Origin of the sequence: Pseudoduganella guangdongensis, from assembly GCF_009857475.1 — a bacterium.
In the GTDB taxonomy this organism is placed as follows: Bacteria; Pseudomonadota; Gammaproteobacteria; order Burkholderiales; family Burkholderiaceae_D; genus Rugamonas; species Rugamonas guangdongensis.
Window position 1 is genome coordinate 272949 of record NZ_WWCJ01000002.1, and the last position, 19453, is coordinate 292401.

22 protein-coding genes and 1 tRNA gene are annotated in these 19453 nt (G+C 64.7%); 12 read left to right on the plus strand and 11 right to left on the minus strand.

The window, feature by feature from the left end:
• Positions 1 to 26 precede the first annotated feature (26 nt).
• Both GTP41_RS03830 and GTP41_RS03835 read left to right on the plus strand, forming a co-directional pair.
• Positions 27 to 1538 carry a polyamine aminopropyltransferase gene (locus GTP41_RS03830; RefSeq protein WP_161024235.1) on the plus strand — a complete coding sequence of 504 codons (1512 nt, stop codon included), beginning with the start codon at positions 27 to 29 and terminating at the stop codon, positions 1536 to 1538.
• A complete protein-coding gene (locus tag GTP41_RS03835; RefSeq protein ID WP_161024236.1) occupies positions 1538 to 3136 on the plus strand; it encodes a flavin monoamine oxidase family protein in 1599 nt (532 codons plus the stop codon). The genes GTP41_RS03830 and GTP41_RS03835 overlap by 1 nt, the downstream gene beginning before the upstream one ends.
• Positions 3137 to 3142: 6 nt before the next feature.
• Here the strand turns inward: GTP41_RS03835 and GTP41_RS03840 are convergent, their stop codons facing one another.
• The 4 genes from GTP41_RS03840 to GTP41_RS03855 form a co-directional block, all read right to left on the minus strand.
• Complete coding sequence (locus GTP41_RS03840) at positions 3143 to 3493, minus strand: hypothetical protein (RefSeq protein WP_161024237.1); 351 nt, start codon at positions 3491 to 3493, stop codon at positions 3143 to 3145.
• 29 nt (positions 3494 to 3522) lie between these two features.
• Positions 3523 to 3732 (minus strand): hypothetical protein, encoded by a 210-nt coding sequence (locus GTP41_RS03845; RefSeq protein WP_161024238.1) that lies wholly within the window; start codon positions 3730 to 3732, stop codon positions 3523 to 3525.
• 35 nt (positions 3733 to 3767) lie between these two features.
• Positions 3768 to 3959: a hypothetical protein gene (locus GTP41_RS03850; protein ID WP_161024239.1), complete on the minus strand. Its 192-nt coding sequence runs from the start codon at positions 3957 to 3959 to the stop codon at positions 3768 to 3770.
• 174 nt (positions 3960 to 4133) lie between these two features.
• Positions 4134 to 5114, minus strand: a complete 981-nt coding sequence (locus GTP41_RS03855) for an extracellular catalytic domain type 2 short-chain-length polyhydroxyalkanoate depolymerase (protein ID WP_161024240.1) — start codon at positions 5112 to 5114, stop codon at positions 4134 to 4136.
• A 55-nt stretch (positions 5115 to 5169) separates the two neighbouring features.
• On the opposite strand from GTP41_RS03855, the gene GTP41_RS03860 reads away from it, so the two are divergent.
• Entirely contained in the window at positions 5170 to 5775 is a 606-nt protein-coding gene (locus tag GTP41_RS03860; protein ID WP_161024241.1) for a glutathione peroxidase, read from the plus strand.
• Here GTP41_RS03860 and GTP41_RS03865 read toward each other — a convergent pair whose 3' ends face one another.
• Positions 5776 to 6171, minus strand: a complete 396-nt coding sequence (locus GTP41_RS03865) for a rhodanese-like domain-containing protein (protein WP_161024242.1) — start codon at positions 6169 to 6171, stop codon at positions 5776 to 5778.
• Between the two features lie 97 nt (positions 6172 to 6268).
• Between GTP41_RS03865 and ftrA the strand changes: the two genes are divergently transcribed.
• Together ftrA and GTP41_RS03875 are read left to right on the plus strand one after the other, a co-directional pair.
• Positions 6269 to 7231 (plus strand): transcriptional regulator FtrA, encoded by a 963-nt coding sequence (ftrA, locus tag GTP41_RS03870; RefSeq protein WP_161024243.1) that lies wholly within the window; start codon positions 6269 to 6271, stop codon positions 7229 to 7231.
• Between the two features lie 23 nt (positions 7232 to 7254).
• Positions 7255 to 7614 (plus strand): DUF1428 domain-containing protein, encoded by a 360-nt coding sequence (locus GTP41_RS03875; protein ID WP_161024244.1) that lies wholly within the window; start codon positions 7255 to 7257, stop codon positions 7612 to 7614.
• Here the strand turns inward: GTP41_RS03875 and pabB are convergent.
• Genes pabB through GTP41_RS27035 form a run of 3 tightly spaced genes read right to left on the minus strand, consistent with a single transcriptional unit; the run spans position 7600 to position 10692 of the window.
• Positions 7600 to 9438, minus strand: a complete 1839-nt coding sequence (gene pabB, locus GTP41_RS03880; RefSeq protein ID WP_161024245.1) for an aminodeoxychorismate synthase component I — start codon at positions 9436 to 9438, stop codon at positions 7600 to 7602. The genes GTP41_RS03875 and pabB overlap by 15 nt on opposite strands.
• On the minus strand, positions 9435 to 10010 hold the full coding sequence (gene slmA, locus GTP41_RS03885) for a nucleoid occlusion factor SlmA (RefSeq protein WP_161024246.1): 576 nt from the start codon (positions 10008 to 10010) through the stop codon (positions 9435 to 9437). Before slmA ends, pabB begins: the two co-directional genes overlap by 4 nt.
• Positions 9982 to 10692 (minus strand): pyrimidine 5'-nucleotidase, encoded by a 711-nt coding sequence (locus tag GTP41_RS27035; RefSeq protein ID WP_371867266.1) that lies wholly within the window; start codon positions 10690 to 10692, stop codon positions 9982 to 9984. The genes slmA and GTP41_RS27035 overlap by 29 nt, the downstream gene beginning before the upstream one ends.
• An 18-nt stretch (positions 10693 to 10710) precedes the next feature.
• On the opposite strand from GTP41_RS27035, the gene GTP41_RS27040 reads away from it, so the two are divergent.
• Complete coding sequence (locus GTP41_RS27040; RefSeq protein WP_202419600.1) at positions 10711 to 11616, plus strand: TraB/GumN family protein; 906 nt, start codon at positions 10711 to 10713, stop codon at positions 11614 to 11616.
• Between the two features lie 6 nt (positions 11617 to 11622).
• Here the strand turns inward: GTP41_RS27040 and GTP41_RS03895 are convergent.
• Both GTP41_RS03895 and argB read right to left on the minus strand, forming a co-directional pair.
• Positions 11623 to 11697 (minus strand) — tRNA-Thr (locus tag GTP41_RS03895).
• A gap of 40 nt (positions 11698 to 11737) precedes the next feature.
• Entirely contained in the window at positions 11738 to 12631 is an 894-nt protein-coding gene (gene argB, locus GTP41_RS03900; RefSeq protein WP_161024360.1) for an acetylglutamate kinase, read from the minus strand.
• Positions 12632 to 12784: 153 nt separating this feature from the next.
• Between argB and GTP41_RS03905 the strand changes: the two genes are divergently transcribed.
• Positions 12785 to 12991, plus strand: coding sequence for a hypothetical protein (locus GTP41_RS03905; protein WP_161024248.1), 207 nt, complete (start codon positions 12785 to 12787; stop codon positions 12989 to 12991).
• Here GTP41_RS03905 and GTP41_RS03910 read toward each other — a convergent pair.
• Positions 12988 to 13920 carry an extracellular catalytic domain type 1 short-chain-length polyhydroxyalkanoate depolymerase gene (locus tag GTP41_RS03910; protein WP_229502724.1) on the minus strand — a complete coding sequence of 311 codons (933 nt, stop codon included), beginning with the start codon at positions 13918 to 13920 and terminating at the stop codon, positions 12988 to 12990. The two genes, GTP41_RS03905 and GTP41_RS03910, sit on opposite strands and share 4 nt — an antisense overlap.
• 130 nt (positions 13921 to 14050) lie before the next feature.
• Between GTP41_RS03910 and GTP41_RS03915 the strand changes: the two genes are divergently transcribed.
• From GTP41_RS03915 to GTP41_RS03935, 5 genes are all read left to right on the plus strand, one after another.
• Positions 14051 to 14266: a DUF1289 domain-containing protein gene (locus GTP41_RS03915; RefSeq protein WP_342115794.1), complete on the plus strand. Its 216-nt coding sequence runs from the start codon at positions 14051 to 14053 to the stop codon at positions 14264 to 14266.
• A gap of 4 nt (positions 14267 to 14270) precedes the next feature.
• Positions 14271 to 15179, plus strand: a complete 909-nt coding sequence (locus GTP41_RS03920; RefSeq protein WP_161024251.1) for an MBL fold metallo-hydrolase — start codon at positions 14271 to 14273, stop codon at positions 15177 to 15179.
• Positions 15180 to 15206: 27 nt separating this feature from the next.
• The gene (locus tag GTP41_RS03925; RefSeq protein ID WP_161024252.1) at positions 15207 to 16811 is read left to right on the plus strand and encodes a magnesium transporter CorA family protein; all 1605 of its coding nucleotides are present in this window, start codon (positions 15207 to 15209) and stop codon (positions 16809 to 16811) included.
• Between the two features lie 84 nt (positions 16812 to 16895).
• Positions 16896 to 17855 carry an NAD(P)H-dependent flavin oxidoreductase gene (locus tag GTP41_RS03930; RefSeq protein WP_161024253.1) on the plus strand — a complete coding sequence of 320 codons (960 nt, stop codon included), beginning with the start codon at positions 16896 to 16898 and terminating at the stop codon, positions 17853 to 17855.
• Between the two features lie 238 nt (positions 17856 to 18093).
• The gene (locus GTP41_RS03935; RefSeq protein WP_161024254.1) at positions 18094 to 19359 is read left to right on the plus strand and encodes an ABC transporter substrate-binding protein; all 1266 of its coding nucleotides are present in this window, start codon (positions 18094 to 18096) and stop codon (positions 19357 to 19359) included.
• The last annotated feature ends 94 nt before the right edge of the window (positions 19360 to 19453 follow it).

Consider the following 19453-nt stretch of genomic DNA (forward strand, 5'->3'; position numbering starts at 1 on the left):
AAACATATTAAAACAAAAGCACCGAAATGACCAAAAAGATTCTCATAGTTTCAGTATTCGTCGTCGCTTCGTGCGGGCTTGCCTACGAATTGATCGCGGGCGCACTTTCGAGTTATTTGCTGGGCGATTCGGTGCTTCAGTTCTCCACCATCATCGGCTGCTATCTGTTCGCGATGGGGGTGGGCGCGCATTTCTCCAAGTATGTGAAGGATGAGGACGTGCTGGCGCGCTTCGTCGACATCGAGCTGGCGGTGGGCCTGATCGGCGGCCTGTCGGCGGCGGTGCTGTTCATGACTTATGCTTGGGCGGCCGCGCCGTTCCGTACCATGTTGTACACCACCGTGTTCCTGGTAGGCGCCATGGTGGGCATGGAAATTCCGCTGGTGATGCGGGCGCTGAACGCGCGCCAGACGGAGTTCAGCGAGATTGTCAGCAAGGTGCTGACCTTTGATTACCTGGGCGCGCTGGCGGTATCGGTGCTGTTCCCGCTGGTGCTGGCGCCGCAGCTTGGGCTGGTGCGCACCGGTTTCCTGTTCGGCATGCTGAATATCGGCGTGGCCCTGTGGACAATTTACGTGTTCCGCACAGAGCTGGCGAACGTGGCCGGGCGTTTGCTGCGTGCCAGCGCGGTGATGCTGGCGCTGGTGATCGGTTTTATCGGCGCCGACCGCCTGACCGGCTGGGGCGAGCATGGCTTGTTCGGCGATGAGATCGTGTATTCCACCAGCACGCCTTACCAGCGCCTGGTCATCACCCGCTGGAAGGACGACCTGCGCCTGTACATCAACGGCAACCTGCAGTTCTCCTCGCGCGACGAGTACCGCTACCACGAGGCGCTGGTGCACCCGATGATGGAGGCGCTGCCGTGGGCCAAGCGGGTGCTGGTGCTGGGCGGCGGCGATGGCCTGGCGCTGCGTGAAGTCCTGCGTTATCCACAGGTGGAGCACGTGACCGTGGTGGACCTGGACCCGGCGATGACGGCGGCGTTTACCCAGCGCGAGGAATTGGTGGCGCTGAACAAGGGCGCCTTCCGCGACAAACGGGTGCGGGTGGTGAATGCGGATGCGGCGGTGTGGCTGCAGCATAACCAGGAGATGTTCGATGCGGCGATTGTCGACTTCCCCGATCCGTCCAGCTTCGCGCTGGGCAAGCTGTATTCGGTGCCCTTCTACGGGGTGCTGAAAAAGCACGTGGCCGCCAACGGGCTGGTGGTGGTGCAATCGACCTCGCCGTTTTTCGCGCCGCACGCCTACTGGACGGTGGATGCGACCCTGCGTGAAGTGGGCATGCGCACCTGGCCTTACCACGTGTATGTGCCGTCCTTCGGCGAGTGGGGCTTTATCCTGGCCTCGCCGCAAATGGATTACAAGGCGCCCACATCGTACCGGTTGCCGATGCGCTTCTTGAATGCGGACACCACGCGCGAGATGTTCAGCTTCCCGCCGGATATGCAGCGCCTGCAGATGGCGCCGAACCGCCTGAATACCCAGTCGCTGGTGAATGAGTTCGAGCAGGACTGGCGCAGGGTGATCCGCTGATGCTGCGTCGTTCTTTCCTGGCCTGGGCCGGGGCCAGCGGGCTGACAGCCGCCGCCAGCGTGGCGGGCTATCTGCAGTGGCGTGAAATCACCCCGGTGGTGCACGCGCCGGGGCGCGAGGAGGGGCATTTCCTGCGCGACCGCAAGCCGCTGCCGGCCCCTTCGCAGGCTTTATCGACCGATGTGCTGATCCTGGGTTCCGGTGTCGCGGCGCTGACGGCTGCCTGGCAACTGCGCAAGGCGGGGCACGGCGATTTCCTGATGCTGGATGGGCCGGCCCCGTATGGCAATGCGGCGGGCGGGCGCTTCGGCGACCTGGCTTACCCGACCGGCGCGCACTATTTGCCCTTGCCGACGCAGGATTGTTTCCATGTGCGGGAGCTGCTGTCGGACCTGGGCGTGATCGTGCGCGGGGCGGATACGCGCAAGCCCTATTACGATGAGCGCTTTGTGCTGCATGGGCCGGAGGACCGCTTGCTGTTCAACGGCGTCTGGCAGGACGGCGTGCTGCCGCATGAGGGCGTGCCGGCGGCGGAGCTGGCGGAGCAGAAACGCTTCTTTGCGCAGATCGATGCGCTGCGCAGCGCTGTCGGCGCGGATGGGCGGCGCAGGTTCACGTTTCCCAGCGAGCGTTCGTCAATGGATGCGGAAGCGCGGCGGCTGGATGCGATGAGCTTTGCGGCCTGGGTGGCGCAGAACGGCTACCGTTCGCCTTCCTTGCTGTGGTACCTGGATTACTGCTGCCGCGACGATTATGGCGCGGGAACCGGCGAGGTGTCGGCGTGGGCGGGCTTGCACTACTTCTGCGGGCGCGGTGGCGAGGCGGAGAATGCGGAACAGGGCGCCTGGCTGACCTGGCCGGAGGGATTGCAGGCGCTGGCCAGCGGCATGGAGCGCCTGGCGCGGCCGAAGCGGCTGGCCGGCAGCGCGGTGCGGGTGCGCGTCGACGCTGGGCAGGGCGTTGAAGTGCTGTGCTTTGCGCTGGAACGCGGCGTGGCGCGCACTTTCACGATCCGCGCGCGGCGCGTGATCTGCGCGATGCCGTTGCATGTTGCCGCCAGGGTTGTGGAAAACATGCCGGATGTCCACAAGCAAATCCATGCGCCGTGGATGGTGTCGAACTTCGTGATGAAGCGCTTTCCACGCGAGCTGCCGCACGCGCCGCTGTCGTGGGATAACGTGGTGCATGGCACGCCGGGCCTGGGCTACGTGGTATCGACGCACCAGGATATCCGCGTGGCGCCGCCGGAAAAGACGGTCTTCACCAGTTACGTGGCGCTGTCCGGCCGCGATCCGCGCGAGGCGCGCAAGTGGATGACGGCGGCCAGCGGCGAAGAGTTGCTGGCGCTGGCGAGCGCGGACTTGCGCGCGGCATACGGGCTGCAATTCGAGAGTTGCGTGGAGCGGGTGGATATCACGTTGCGCGGGCACGCCATGGCGGTGCCGGTGCCAGGTTTCCGCAGCGATGCGGGCTTGCTTGCGTTGCGGGAGATGGATGGGCCGGTGCTGTTTGCGCACTCGGATTTGAGCGGCTTCTCGGTGTTCGAGGAAGCGTCGTGGTGGGGTTACCGCGCAGCGCAGCGGGCGCTGCGCGGTTAGCAAGGATTACTTGGCTGCTGCTGGCGCGGTGGCGGTCGCTGCGGCCGGTGCAGGCGCCGCGGCCGTGGTCGGGGCCGGGCTCGCCTTCACTTCGGACTTGGTCTCAGCCGGCTTTTCGGACTTCTTGTGCGCGGCCTTGTGGGTGGTCTTTTTCTCGACCTTGGTCTCGGCTTTCTTCTCTACTTTCGCTTCGGCTTTCACTTCCGGCTTGGCTTCAGCCTTGGCGCTGCTGCTGGCAGCTGCCGCTGCGGCGGCAGGAGCTGCGGCAACTGCCGGCGATGCGGCTGGCGCCGGGGTGGTTGCGAAGGCTGCGGTTGCGAACAGGCCGGCGATCAGGGTAGCGATGGTCTTTTTCATGGTCTAGTGTCCTTGTACAGTTAAGAGAATTACTTGCTTGCTGCGGTGGTTTGTTTAGCTTCCTGCTTCACTTCTTGTTTGGCTTCAGCTTTCACTTCCTGAGGCGCCTTTTGCGGCGCCTGGGTGCTTGCAGCCGGGGCCGGGGTAGCTGGCGCAGCGGCTGGCGCGGGCGCCGGGCTGTTGGCGAAGGCTGCGGTGGCGAACAAGCCGGCGATCAGGGTGGCGGTAATCTTTTTCATGGTGCGTCCTTTATTGGTATAAATCGTTTAGCTGATTACTTCTTTTCGGCGGCAGGCTTCTGGGCTTCTTGCTTTACTTCCTGCTTCACTTCTTGCTTGACTTCAGCCTTTACTTCCTTGGACGCTGGCGCTGCCGGCGTGGCCGGAGCAGCTGGTGCAGGAGCTTGTTGTGCGAATGCGGCGCTTGCGAACAGACCGGCGATCAGGGTAGCGATGACTTTTTTCATTTTTCAATCCTTACTGTTAGTTGATCTTCTGTAGCGCACTGTTTCCTGTGTCACTGAGCTGAAAACGGGCTCACTCAGCAATGTGTTGACGGTCATTACAAACCCTTACATTTGTCACCGAAAAATAAAAACCCGCCTGGCGGCGGGTTCTGGTGGAGCTAACGGCGGCGGTGCTTAGCTTCCGCTGGTCAGGCGGTCCGCCATTCGCTTGATGGCGCGCAGCTGGCGACCGTTTTTCAATGAGTAGTCGGGGTCGTCGTAGCCCCACCAATCCCAGCACGCTTTTGGGTTCGGCATGGGCGTAATGGCGGCGGCTTGGGGATAGAGCACCACGATGCGGTTGCTGTCGGCCCAGGCGTTGTAGCCGGCGTTGCGGGCGTAGGTGTCCTTCAGCGTGCCGATGTCCTGCACGCAGCCGTGCAGGGCGATATGCAGCTTGCAGCCGGCGCCGCCCGCCTCGCAGCCGGGCGGTATATAGACGTAGCCGGTATCGGCCATGCCGTGCGTGGTGGGGGCGGCCAGGAATTCCGATTGGTCGAACTCGAGCAGCTTGCCGGCAGCGGCGGCATTGGCATGGCGCGCCTGCAGCGGGCCGTAGATCCATTGCAGCAGCTGGCCGGCGGCATCGTAGCCGCAATTGCTGATGAAGGGCGGCGCCAGCGCGTCGCACTTGTTACCGTAGGAGTCGGTCGGCATGGCGTGGCCAGCGGCCAGGTCGTTCTTGAACTGGAGCTGCGCGGCCGGGACGAAGGCGGCGTAGTAGCGCGCCAGGTCGGCCACCGTGGCGGGCGGCACCAGCGGGTCGAGCGTGCCGGAGAACAGCCAGACGCGATGCGCGGCCAGTTTGGCCACCGGGTCGATCTGGCCGGCTTCGGCGCGCTTGCGGGTCAGGGCCGCCAGTTCGGCGGTGTCGCTGCCTTTGCAGCCGCCCACGGCGGTCAGCATGCTGCCGCGCGCGCAGTAGTAGGTGCCGCCGGCAATGATGCCGGCCCCCACTACGCTGGCGGAATAGGCGACCTGGTATTGCACAGCCATGTAGCCGCCGGAAGACAGGCCGGAAATCGATACCTGCTGCGCTTTCATGGCTGGCAGCGGGGCTGGCGCCGCTGCCGCTGCCGTCGCTGCCGTCGCCAGCGCGCCAGCCAACGCCAACATGCGCGCACTATTTGTCTTACAATCGGAAATTCGAATCAAACGGAAGAGACTACCCATGCCATCTATCCTCACCAAATTTGCCGCGCTGTCCGCGCTGAGCCTGAGCGCCGCCGCCGCCTTTGCCCAGGCGCCTGCCGCGCAACCTGCAACCGCTGCCGCCGCTGCTGCGCCAGCCGCGAGCTGCCCCGCTATCCTGAAACAGTCCTTCAACCGCCTGCAGGATGACGCGCCGCAGGACCTGTGCCAGTACGCCGGCAAAGTGATCCTGGTGGTGAACACCGCCAGCTATTGCGGCTACACCCCGCAGTACAAAGGACTGGAAGCAGTGTATGCGAAATACTCCGGAAAAGGGCTGGTTGTGCTGGGTTTCCCGTCGAATGATTTCGGCAAGCAGGAGCCGGGCAGCAGCAAGGAGATTGCCGACCTGTGCTACAACACCTACGGCGTGAAGTTCCCGATGTTCGCCAAGTCGCCGGTGTCGGGCAGCACGCCGAATCCGTTCTACGCGCAATTGATCAAGGCTACCGGCAAGACCCCGGCCTGGAACTTCCACAAATACCTGATCGATCGCAAAGGCAATGTGATCGAGAGTTACCCGAGCAAGGTCAAGCCGGAAGACAAGGCATTGACCGAGGCGATCGAGAAGGCTCTCGCGGGCTGATTAGCTGGTGGCGAGGGCAAAGCCCTCGTCCAGCCAGCCGGTAATCCCGCCCGTCATGATCTTCACCGGCCGGCCCAGTTGCGCCAGGCGGATGGCCGCGCGCGCGGCGCCGTTGCAGTGCGGGCCAGCGCAGTAAGTCACGAACAGCGTCCCTTCCGGGTATTGCGCCAGCCTGGAGCCGATGATTTTGCGCTGCGCCAGGTCGACCGCGCCCGGCACGTGGCCGGCCGCGTATTTCTCCGTGCCCCGCACGTCGAGCAGCACGAAGTCCTGTTGCGGCGTGCCCATCACGCTGTGGACATCCCAGCAATCCGTTTCAAACCGCAGTGAATGTTCAAAGTGCGCCAGCGCCTCGCTGCTTGGCGCGGCGGCGGCTTCGGTGACGATGGATGGCATGCGGGTTCTCCTGTAGCGGTTGAAAGTACAGCCATTGTCGGGCGGCGCGCGGCGGCGCGGCAGTGGCGCAAAAGCCATATTGCGGTAAGATCGCGCCATGACCGCGTATAAACACCTGGTAGTGGCGCTGGCCTACGATGGCCTGTGCACCTTTGAATTCGGCTGCACCGTCGAGCTGTTTGCGCTCGACCGTCCGGAGCTGGGCGTAGCGTGGTACGACTTTGCCGTGTGCGCCGTGGAGCCGGGGCCGATACGGGCGGCGGGCGGCATCACCGTGCAGGCGCCGTATGAACCCGCGCTGCTGGAGCGCGCCGACACCCTCATCATCCCCGGCTGGCGCGATGCCGACGAGGAGCCGCCGCCGGCATTGCTGGCGCAAATCCGCGCCGCCCATGCGCGCGGCGCCCGCCTGTGCTCGATCTGCTCCGGCGTGTTCGTGCTGGCCGCCGCCGGCGTGCTCGATGGGCAGCGCGCCACCACCCACTGGCGCTATGTCGAGCGCCTGCAGCGCCGCTATCCGCGCGTGCAGGTGCATTCGGATGACTTGTATGTCGATGCCGGGCAGGTCATCACTTCGGCCGGTTCGGCGGCGGGGCTGGACATGCTGCTGCACCTGGTGCGGCGCGATTACGGCGCGCGGGTCGGCAATATGGTGGCGCAGCGGCTGGTGGTGGCGCCGCACCGCGAGGGCGGCCAGGCGCAGTTCCTGCCGCGTCCCATGGCGCATGATGAGCAAGGCAGGCTGTCGCGTTTGATGGACTGGCTGCGCAGCCACCCCGCTGAGCAGCACACGGTGGCCAGCATGGCGGCGCGCGCGGCCATGAGCGCGCGCACCTTGCAGCGCCAGTTCCAGGCGGCGACCGGCATGGGCGCCATCGAATGGCTGGCACACGAGCGGGTGGCGCTGGCCAAGGATTTGCTCGAGGCGCCGGATATCGCGCTGGCGCAGGTGGCTGAGCGCGCGGGCTTCGGCTCCGAGGAGTCGCTGCGCCATCACTTCCGCCGCATTGCCGCCACCACACCGGGCGCCTATCGTCGGGCCTTCCTTGGTAAGCTGTAGCTCCGTTAAAAAAGGAGACAACCATGGCATACGTAGACGGCTTTTTGGTACCCGTTCCCAAGGACAAGATGGAAGCTTACCTGGACATGTCGCGCAAGTGCGGCAAGGTCTGGCGCGAACACGGCGCCTTGCAATACCGCGAGACCGTGGCTGACGATGTGAAAGTCGGTGTCCACACTTCCTTCCCCCAGGCGGTCAAGCTGGAGGAGGGGGAGGTGGTGGTGTTTTCCTGGATCGTTTACGAGTCGCGCGCGGAACGCGACCGTGTCAACGAGGCGGTCATGGCCGACCCGCGCCTGAAAGAGATGATGGACCCGGCCAGCATGCCGTTTGACGGCAAGCGGCTGGTCTTCGGCGGCTTTGAAATGCTAATCGATATGTAAGCTGGCACGCATTGCGCCGCGCAGGGAATTGCACACCACGATTTCTTGCGCGGCGAGCAGCATCTCGCGCGTAATGGGGCGCTCTTGCGCGCCCCACGCATCCAGGATCACCGCGCGCATCACGCCCGGCAGCATGCCGCTGGATAAAGGCGGGGTTATCCACACCCCATCGCGGCGGATGAAGACATTGCTGCGCCCACCCTCCGTCAATTCCCCGCGCTCGTTGAAGAACAACTGGTCGAAGGCGCCCTGGGCGTCGGCCGCCTTCCATGCCGCGTCGTAGCGTTCGCGCAGGGTGGATTTATGGCGCAGGAACAGGTCGCGGCTGTCGGTGGCATCTTCGGCCAGCAGCACACGCACCGGCTCCTGCAGCGGTGCCAGCACGCCGCTTTGCACGGCAAAGGCGCCGGCGCTGTTCATGGCCAGGCGCAGGCGGTGCGGCTGGCCGGGCGGGAGGGCCTGGCAAGCCAGCGTGAGATAGGCGCGGGCCGCCGCCTCGTTCCAGGCGAAACCGAAATAGCGCGCCGAGGCGGCCAGGCGCTGCAAATGGCGTTCAAGGTGGCGCGGGCCGCTTTCGCGCGTGGCATGCATGGTTTCGAACAGTTCGAAATCGTTCGACAGGCCGGTGAGGAAGCGCGCTTTGAGCTGGCATTCGGCGAATTCGTCGTGCGCTTCGCTGTCGTGGACGATACCTGCGCCTACCCCCATCACACCCTGGCGCACGCCGTTATGCGGCGCTTGCAGGGTGAGGGTGCGGATCGGCACGTTCAGGCAGAAATCGCCATCCGGCGCGAACCAGCCGATGGCGCCGGTGTAGATGCCGCGTGCTTCCGGCTCCAGCTCGGCGATGATTTCCATGGTGCGCTTTTTCGGGGCGCCGGTGATCGAACCGCAGGGGTAGAGCGCGTCGAAGATCTCGCGCAACGTGGCGTCCGGGCGCAAGCGCGCCTGCACCGTGGAGGTCATCTGCAGCACGCTGCTGAAGCGCGTGACTTCGAACAGCTTGGGCACTTCGACGCTGCCGGTGGCGGCGATGCGGCCGATGTCGTTGCGCAGCAGGTCGACGATCATCAGGTTCTCGGCGCGGTTTTTCGGATCTGCGGCCAGGGCGGCGGCGCGGCGGGCGTTCTCGCCGTCGTCGGCGGCTGCGGACGCGGTGCCTTTCATCGGGCGCGCGGTGAGCAGTTCGCCTTCCTTGCGCACGAACAGCTCGGGCGACAGCGACAGCACGCCGCGCCCGTCCGCAAAGCCGATCAGGGCGCCGTACGGCACCGGCTGGCGCGCGCGCAGGCGCTGGTAAAGCGCGAACAGCGAGCCGAAAGCGTCGAAATGCAGGCGGTAGGTGTAGTTGACCTGGTAGGTATCGCCGGCGGCGATGTAGGCGCGGATGCGCTGGATCGCGTCCACGAACTGCGCTTCGCTGACGTTGGCGCGTATGTTGGCGACGCCGGCCAGGCTTGCGGCAGCGTCATTGCCGGGCGTGGCGTCGGCGGCGCGCGCGGCCAGCCAGTCGGCCACCTCGGCCTGCGTCAGCTCGTCGCAGCGCCCGAACAGCAGCACCTGCGCCAGCGGCGGGGCGCCGGCGTCGGGCGCGCGCGGCGGCACGCCGACGATATGGTGGCCCAGCTCATAGCTGAGGACCGGCACCGCGTGCAGGCCGCGCGCCAGCGCTGCCTGCATATCGGCCAGCACGCCGGGCCAGCCCGCGAAATCGCGGCAGGCGAGGGTGGCCTGGTGGCCGGTGTAGAGGCGGGAAGGGCGGCCAGCGCCGGTGGCTGGATCGACGCTCGCGTCGTCCAGCAAAGCAAAGGTCAAGCAGTTCAATTCAGCAGCAATGCAATCTGTACGGCGGCGTCTTGCGAGGGATTCGCTTTGAAGCCGCTCTTGGCGTATCGGTGCCAGCGCCCCAGCACGAAGCTGACCAGCAGGCCCGCGCGGGCCGCCACGTCTGCCTCATGGGCCTGGCCTTCGGCCGCTGCGGCACGCAGCGCCTGTTTCAGTGCCAGCTCCACGCGGTCGTAGAACTGGTTCATGCGCTGCTGCAGGCGCTCGTCCTCGTTGACCAGCGCATCGCCGATCAGCACCCGCGTCATGCCCGGGTTGCTGCTGGCGAAATGCAGCAGCATGCCCAGGATATCGCGCGCCTGGGCCATGCCGTCCGCCTGTTTGTCGGCGATCTGGTTGATCAGGCCGAAGACGGTGGATTCGATAAATTCGATCAGGCCCTCGAACATCTGGGCCTTGCTGGCGAAATGGCGGTACAGCGCCGCCTCGGATACATCCAGCTTGCGCGCCAACGCAGCCGTGGTGATCTTTTCCCCTTTTGGATGCTCCAGCATTTCTGCCAGTGCCTGGAGAATTTGCAGCTTACGCTGTCCGGGCGGTGTACTTGCCATAGTTTTTATGTTTTGACAGATGTTTGACAGATTTTACTTTGACATCGAGCCAGGCCGGTCTTTTCCCCGGCTTGAGCAAGTACTGCGTCACCCACACGGTGCACATGCCCAGCGCATGCGCCGAACGCAGGTTATCCAGCGTGTCTTCGACAAGGATACACCGGCGCGGGTCGAGCCGCTCCCGCCGCATCAGCCGCCGCAGCATCAGGCGCGAAGGCTTGGGGCGCAGCTGGCGGTGCACAACCATGGATTCAATCGTGATCTGGTCGCTGAAGGCGCGGCCAATTCCCATATGCCCCACCACTTTGCGCGCGTAGTCGCGCGGCGCGTTGGTCAGCAGGATCTTGCGGCCGGGCAGGCGGCGCAACAGCTGGCCCAGGCCGCGCTCGTGGCGAATCATGGCTTCCAGTCCCGGCAGCTCGTGCGTCTCGCGCAGGAAGTGGGCCGCATCCACGCCATGGTGGCGCACCAGTCCAAGCAGGGTGGCGCCGTAGCGCCGCCAATACAGCTCGCGCGCGGCACTGATTTGCTCCGGGCTGGCCGGGGCCTCACCGTTGGCCAGCACGCGCGCCATGTACGCGTTCATCTTCTCCACCATGGCGGGGAAGATGGCATGCGATGCATTGTGCAGGGTGTTATCCAGGTCGAACAGCCAGACCGGTGCCAAAGGTTTAATATTCACGTTCAACGAGGAGGAACTATGCGACGCATGATTATAGTGATGTTTTGCCTGCTGCTTGGAATAGGCACTGGCGCCAGCGCGGCGGAAGCGGCGGCGCCGGCGCGCGGCGCCCTGTACAAGCTGGAATACGCGGGCAACACGTCCTGGCTGTTCGGCACCATCCACGTCGGCAAGAAGGACTTCTATCCGCTTGAACCGCGCGTGACGCAGGCCCTGGAGCGCGCCACGGCGGTGGCGCTGGAGATCGACCCCACGGCCGACCCGGCCCGCTCCATGGGCGTCATGCGCGAGTTCGGCCTGTATGCGCCGGGCAGCGGCAGCGCCATGGGCGATATCCGCGCCGAATACCGTCCGCGCCTGGAACGCATGCTGAAAAAACACGGGCTGACGCCGGAGGCGGTCGCGCCGATGAAACCCTGGCTGGTGGTGATGATGCTGACCATCGGCGAATACCGCAGCCTGGGCTACGGCCCGGAGCAGGGCGTCGACCTGCAGCTGGCGCGCCTGGCGCACGGCCAGAAAAAGCGCGTGGTGGAACTGGAATCGATCGGCGGCCAGGCCGCGCTCTTCGGCCGCCTGACGGCGCAGGAGCAGGCGCGCTTCCTGGAAGACAGCCTGGACACGCTGGAAAACCCGAAACAGGGCGTGCAGCCGCGCGACCTGCTGGATGCCTGGGCGTCGGCCGATGCTGCCAGGTTCGACGCGCTGGCGCGCGAAGTGGAAGGCGACCAGACCTTTTCCGGCAAATTCATGCAGCGCGTGCTGCTGAACGAGCGCAATCCCGTGCTGGCCGACGGCATCGTGGCAATGATGAAACAGGAACAGCACAGCTTTGCCGCTATCGGCACACTGCATTTGGTCGGATCGGGGAATGTTGCGGAACTGCTGCGCCAGCGTGGCGTGAAAGTAGAGCGAATCTACTAAGGAGAATGGTGCCCTTGACGTGGATTGAACACGTGGCCTCTCCCTTACCAAGGGAGTGCTCTACCACTGAGCTACAAGGGCATCTACATATTCTTGGCGGCGTTTAAACACCGCCAAAAAATCAGTGAGACCGGATCATAGTGCCAAAAGCCTGTTCCGTCAAGACTTCCAGCAGCAAACTGTGTTCGATACGGCCATCGATGATGTGAACGGTGTTCACGCCCGACTTGGCGGCGTCCAGCGCGGACGAGATTTTTGGCAGCATACCGCCGGAAATCGTACCGTCTGCGAACATTTCGTCGATTTCGCGCGCCGACAGGTCGGTCACCAGCTTGCCGTTCTTGTCCTGCACGCCGGCGATATTGGTCATCATGATCAGCTTCTCAGCTTTCAGGATTTCCGCGATCTTGCCCGCCACGACGTCGGCGTTGATGTTGTACGCCTGGCCATCTTTGCCGAAGCCGATCGGCGAAATGATCGGGATAAAGGCGTCGTCCTGCAGCGCCTTCACCACCGCCGGATTGATCGCCTCGATCTCGCCGACAAAGCCGATGTCCAGGAACTCGCCTGGTTTTTCCTTGTCCGGCATGGCCATCTTACGGGCGCGGATCAGGCCACCGTCCTTGCCGGTCAGGCCCACGGCCTGGCCGCCGTAATGGTTAATCAGCATCACGATATCCTGCTGCACTTCGCCGCCCAGCACCCACTCCACCACTTCCATGGTTTCTTCGTCGGTGATGCGCATGCCCTGCACGAAGGTACCCTGCTTGCCGATTTTCTTGAGCGCGTTGTCAATCTGCGGACCGCCGCCGTGCACCACGACCGGGTTCATGCCCACCAGTTTCAACAGGATCAGGTCGCGCGCGAAGCCGTGCTTCAGGCGCTCTTCGGTCATGGCGTTGCCGCCATATTTGATGACAATGGTTTTGCCGTGGTAATTACGGATGTACGGCAGCGCCTCGGCCAGGATCTGTGCTTTGACTTGGGGCGTAACGCCGCTCAGGTCAGTGGACATATCCGGGTCGGAAGCTGGCAGGTTGGTCATGGCGGGGTCCCACAAAAATTTAGTTTAAGGTCGATGGTGCGCATTATAGGGCCAATCGAGTTGTAATTTCCTGTTTGATCCGTTAGGCTGGACTTGATCCTTACGCATGATTGCAATGATGATATGAGCACCTGTGAGCGTTGCGGCGCGCAATTCCACTGCGCCATGGCCGATGCGGCACCGGGCCAGGAACCGACCGGTGCCCCTGGCGAAACACCGTGCTGGTGCACCTTCCTGCCGCCGGCCGTGCCGGTGCCGGGCCAGGACGCCGTCGGCTGCTGGTGCCCGGACTGCCTGCGCGGCCATATCGCCGCCCTGAACACCCCTTAAACACTGCGCGCCGCGCTGAAGAAACGCATCATTTCGCGGCTGGCGTCCGGCCCGCGCGGGTCGGTATAGCTGCCTGCCGCGCTGCCGCCGGACCAGGCATGGCCGGCGCCATGGATCACCCAGTGCTCGCCCAACGGCGAGCCGTCGTCCAGCCAATGCGCCTTCAAGGTGAAGGCATGGCCGTCCGGCACCCGCCCCGCCAGGGTGGCTGGATTGGCGCGCTCCCCCTGCGGATGGCTGCGCAGGCCCTGCGCCAGGATTTCCTCGCCATTGGCCGGGTGCACGGTGTTGTCCCTATCGCCATGGAACACGATGATCGGCTGGCCCGCCGTTTGCGCCGCCCGCGCGCGGGCCGCGCCCAGGCGCATGGCATACAGGGCCGAGGGCAGGTCGCGCGCCGCCGCGAAAGGCAGGCCGGAGTGCACGCCGACCGCCGCAAACAGGTCGGGATACAGTGTGCCCGCGATGACCGCCATGGCGCCGCCGGCCGACAGTCCCGCGATATAGACCTGGCTTTGCCGCACCGGGAAATGGGCCATGATGTCGCGCGTCATGGCGGCGATGATGGCTGGCTCGCCCTGGCCGCGCTCCTGGTCCAGGGCGCTGAACCAGTTCCAACAGCGGGATGGGTTGGCCTCGGGCGACTGGGCCGGATAGAGCACCAGGCAGCCGCGCTCCTCCGCCACCGCATTCATTTGCGTGCCGGCGGCGAAATCGTCGGGGTCCTGGGTGCAGCCGTGCAGCATGACCAGCAAGGGCATGGGCTGGCCCGCATAGCCGGAAGGAACGTACAGCTTATAGGCGCGGCTGCCGGCGCCGCAATGAAAGACACCACTGCTGAATTGCGGCAGGCCGGCGCCGGGCCGGCGCAAGCGCTGGCGCGCCAGCAAGCCCAGGGCGCGGGAAAACCAATGGCGATCGAGCTTCATAAAGCACCTCGGCGGCTGGTTGGTCGGGTGTCTCCTCGCCTTCTTGTTGTGGCGCTGCCCCGTCAGTATAACAAGGTTGCCGAATTTGCCATTCAGCGGGCTTTTGCCGCACTGCGGTAGAATGGCGGCCATGAGTACTGAACTGCCGCCAGGCGCGCCGGAACTGGCGACGCCCGTGCCATCCCCCTGTGTAAGCCTGTGCAAAATGAACCGCGACACCGGCTTTTGCGAAGGCTGCATGCGCACCATCGACGAAATCGTCGCCTGGTCGCGCGCCGACGACGCTTACAAACGCGCCGTGTGGGCCGAGCTGCGCCGCCGCGAGCAACTGATCGACTTTGACTGACGCAATGAAGCTACACCCCTCCATCCACGTTTTCGAACGCGGCTGGCTCTCATCCAATAACGTGCTGCTGTTGGGCCGCCACGACGCGGCCATGATCGACAGCGGCTACGTCACGCACAAGCAGCAGACGCTGGAGCTGGTGCGCCACGCCCTGCGCGGGCGCCACCTGGACCGCCTGTACAACACGCACCTGCACTCCGACCACTGCGGCGGCAATGCCGCGCTGCAGGCGCATTTCGGCTGCGACACCTTCATCCCCGAAGCGGAAGCCGACAAGGTGCGGCGCTGGGACGAGGACGCGCTCAGCTTCAAGGCCACCGGCCAGCAATGTGAACGCTTCACCGTGGACGGCGTGGTCACGCCGGGTGAAACGCTGCTGCTGGGCGAGCTGGAATGGCAGGCGCTGGGCGCGCCCGGCCACCACGCGCACTCCGTGATCTATTACTGCCCGTCCGAAAAGGTGCTGATTTCCGCCGACGCCCTGTGGCAGAACGGCTTCGGCGTCATCTTCCCCGAGCTGGAAGACGACGGCGGCTTCGAGGAAGCCGGCGCTACGCTCGACCTGATCGCCAGCCTTGACGTAAAAGTCGTCATCCCCGGCCATGGCGCCGTGTTCGACGACGTGGAAGCGGCCCTGGCGCGCGCCCGGCGCCGCCTCGACTTCCTGTCGGCCGACCCCAAGCGCAACGCCGAATACGCGGTCAAGGTACTGCTCAAATTCCTCCTGCTCGAACGCCAGAGCATGCCCCTGGCCGCCACCGGCCCCCTGTTCGAAGCCATCCCCCTGATGGTCGAAATGGGCCGGCGCCACTTCGGCATGAGCGCCACCGAGCTCGCCGCCTGGGCCGTCAAGCAACTGGTCCGCGCCTGCAGCGCCCGCATCGAAAACGACATCCTGCTGAACGACGGCTGAGTTTCTGAGCTCGGCTATACTGCGGGCATGAGCGCCCAATCCCCGCATGTGAAGCATGTCCGGCAAGTCCTGCTATGGCCGTTGCGGCTGATGCCGCCGGAGGGGGCTGAGCGGGCCCATCCCCGGCCTTGGGAATTGTTGGCGGCGGATTCGCCCTGGCGCGAGGTGACGTCGGCGCAGGATGCCAGTGCGGCTTTCCAGGAGCGCTATTACACGGAATTCGTCAGCTTCCTGCCCTACGTGCAGCGCTTCCTGTTCGGGGCCGGCCAGCGGCGCATTTTCCGCCGCAAGGATATCGCCCAGGTGCGCGTGACCACCCAGCCGGGCGCGCCGCCCTGCGTGCTGGAGGTGCATAACCTCTGCCTGCATTTCTTCTTCGATGTCGATATCGTGCTGCTGGTGCTGGAAGTCGGGACCGGCGACCTGCCGTTCGATGCGGCCCAGGATCTGCTCTACCGCTTTGGCCGCGCCTACCCCGCCGGTTGGGATGACGAGGGCAACGCGCTGCATTGCATGCACGGCGTCGAGTGGCTGGATGTGGAAGGCCGCACGCTGGCGCGCTCGGACGCGCAGGAGCGCCAGGCTTTCATCGACCAGGTGGTGCGCCACCAGACGCCGCGTATCGCTTCCCATTGGCGCTACCTGCTGGAGCCGATGGCGCCCGATGCGCCAGGGGCGGCGGCGGCCCTGCGCTACCGCCAGGTGGAGTACTACCGCATGCCGATGATGGCTTACCTGGCCGTCGAGCGGCCGGGCGAGCTGCAAGCGCAGCACTTTGCTGCGCTGGGCACCATGGCCGGCACCTTGGCGGCGCCGGCCGCAGCTTCCGCCGCCAGCGCGGGCGAGCCGGCGCGCATGCAGGCGGATGGCGTCGACCGTCGCTTCTTCTACGACCGATTCTGGTGCAACGCCGGCGCGGCGCCTTATACGCGCTATATCTGCAGCGGCTATGCGCTGGTGGTGGTGGGCGATGCGGATTCGCAGTTCTTCTGCTGCAAGGAGCGCGGCGTGCTGTCGCAGTTCCGCCACCAGCACTTCCTGCTGTTCATGATCGCGCACCTGCAAAAAGCCTCGCTGCTGATGTTTTCCGACCGCCTGGCCGAGGCCTTGACCCAGCTGCAGGTGGCGGATGCGGACAGCGTGCGCGCCTTCAAGCGCCGTATCCGCTATGCGTTCGAAGCCTTCCTGCGCTTCACCCACCGCTATTGGTTCACCGAAGTGTCGGACCAGCAGCAGATCCGCGCCCTGTTCCGCATGTGCGGCCAGCACCTGGACCTGGAACGCGCTTACGCCGAGGTGAAGACGCGCGTGGCCGATATGAACGGCTACCTGGAGGCCGACAGCCTGCGGCGCCAGGCCAATACCGTGGTGCGGCTGACCGTGGTCACCATCTTCGGCATGATCGGCACCATCACCACCGGCTTCCTCGGCATGAACCTGCTGGGCGAGGCGGATGCGCCGATGTCGCGCCGCCTGTGGCTGTTCATCGTGGTGTTCGGCGTGACCACGACGCTCACCGTGTACACCATGGCCAAGTCCAAACGCCTGTCCGATTTCCTGGATGCGCTGTCGGACGAACGCCTGTCCGTCTGGACTAAGATCAAGTCGCTGGCGGCGGTCTGGAAGCCCTGAACCGGTTTAGAGCGCCGCCTCGGCATATGCGCGCCGGGGCTGGCCTATAATCGTTTGACCATCTCCTCATGCGAAGGCCGTGTCATGACCCTGCCAGCCGTATTGCAAAACCTGTCCCTCCCCGTTATCGCTTCCCCCATGTTCATCGCCAGCGGCCCCGCGCTGGTGGCGGCGCAGTGCAAAGCCGGCATTGTCGGCTCCTTCCCGGCGCTGAATGCGCGGCCCAAGGAGCTGCTCGATACCTGGCTGACCGATTTGCAGAACGAGCTGGCCGACTACCAGGCCGCCAACCCCGGTGCGCGCGTTGGCCCGATCGCGGTGAACCAGATCGTGCACCACTCGAATGAGCGGCTGGAGCATGACGTGGACGTGTGCGTGCGCCACAAAGTCCCGATCATCATTTCTTCGCTGCGCGCGCCGCCTGTGGAAATGTTGGATGCTATCCACAGCTACGGCGGCATCGTACTGCATGATGTGGTCAATATCCGCCATGCGCAGAAGGCGCTGGAGGCGGGCGTCGATGGCCTGATCCTGGTGGCCAGCGGCGCTGGCGGCCATGCCGGCACCTTGTCGCCATTCGCGCTGGTGGGCGAGGTGCGGCGCTTCTTCGACGGCCCGGTGGCGCTGTCCGGCTCCATCGCCACTGGCGATGCGGTCCTGGCGGCGCAGGCCATGGGGGCGGACTTTGCCTACATCGGCTCGCGCTTCCTGGCGGTGAAGGAATCCAATGTCACCGACGAGTACCGCGACGCCATCGTGGAATCTTCGGCCGCCGACGTGGTCTATACCAACCTGTTCACGGGCGTGCATGGCAATTACCTGAAGAAGTCCATCGTTTCCGCCGGCCTCGATCCGGATAACTTGCCCGAATCGGACAAGTCGAAGATGAGTTTCAACAGCGGCACGGCCAAGGCTTGGCGCGATATCTGGGGCGCGGGTCAGGGTGTCGGTTTGATGCACGACGTGCCGACCACCGCCGACATGGTGGCGCGTTTGAAGTCAGAATACAACGCTGCACGCGCGCGCCTGGGCCTTCCTGCGTAATAAATGCGCGCGTTTCGTAATGTTTTGTAAGCGCGCCTTGCGCGGCGCGCAACGCGATTCCGGGCCTTTGCCGCCGCTCTGTAAAGTTTTGTAAGCGCGGCGCCCTCCTTCATAAAAAATCCTCATAAGAATCAACGATTTGCGCTGCACCCTGTCCCGCAGGGCGCGCGCTGGCGTCACAATTTTCACGGTGCTAGCATCAATTTACTGATCGACAACACACCGTGGAGGCGTCATCGTGCCAACCCGCCGTTTCTTGCATGCCGCATTGTTCCTGGCTCTGTCCTGCGCCGGCATCGCGCGTGCCGGCACGCTGGTGCTGGAAAGCTGGCGGGTGGACGACAAGGCGCTGTGGGAAACCGTGCTGCTGCCGGCGTTCGAGCGCAAGCACCCCGGCATCACGGTGAAGTTTTCGCCCACCGCGCCCACGGAATACGACACCAGCCTGGCCGCGCGCCTGGGCAGCGGCACCGCCGGCGACGTGCTGGCCTGCCGCCCCTTTGATACCTCGCTGCTGCTGTACCGCCGGGGCTACCTGGAAAAACTGAACGGCAAAGCCGGCATGGAGAACTTCGCGCCCGGCTCCCTGGTGGCCTGGCAGACCGACGACGGCAAGGACATCTTCTGCATGCCGGTGGCCTCGGTGATCCACGGCTTCCTCTACAACAAGAAGATCTTCCGCAAACTGAACCTGCAGCCGCCTGCGACCGAGGCCGAGTTCTTCGCCGCGCTCGATACGGTGCGCAAGAGCCAGTACGCGCCGCTGGCGCTGGGCACGGCCGACGAATGGCTGTCGCACCAGACCGTGTTCACCAATATCGGTCCCAATTACTGGGGCGGCGAAAACGGACGGCGCGCGCTGATCGCGGGCAAAGCCAAATTCACCGATGCGCCCTTCGTGGCGGCCTTTGAATTCCAGGCGCGGCTGGCGGCCTACCTGCCCAAGGCGGCACCGCAGCAGACCTACCGCGATGCGCAGCAGCAGTTTGCGCAGGGCGGCACCGCGATCTACCCGGCTGGTTCCTGGGACATCTCGTATTTCAACCAGTTCCCTGAGCTGGAGCTGGGCGTCTTTGCGCCGCCGCTGCAGCATGCGGGCGACCGCTGCCAGATTTCCGACCACATGGACATTGGCATCGGCATCAACCGAAAGTCGCGCAACAAAGCCGACGCCTACAAGTTCCTGGCCTGGCTCGGCTCGCAGGAATTCGCCGACCTGTACACCAACCGCGTGACCGGCTTTTTCACCCTGTCGAACCACCTGATCGCGGTGCGCGATCCGCTGGCCAAGCAAATGGCCGCCTGGCGCAACAGCTGCGATTCGAACTTCCGCCTCAATGCGCTGATCATGAACCGCGGCTTGCCGAATATGGAAAGCGAGCTGTGGTCGGTGAACGCGCAAGTCCTGAACGGCAAACTGGGCGCGCGCGAGGCGGCGGCGCGCATCCAGAACGGTTTCTCGAAATGGTATCTGCCGCAGCAGGAAAGATCACACTCCCCCTAAAAGTGTGTTGGCCCCGGCATGGGGAGTACGCCGGGGATTTTTTTTGCATCGCTTTGAAAAAGATAAGGAAAAAGAAATGAGTGGAGCACGGCTT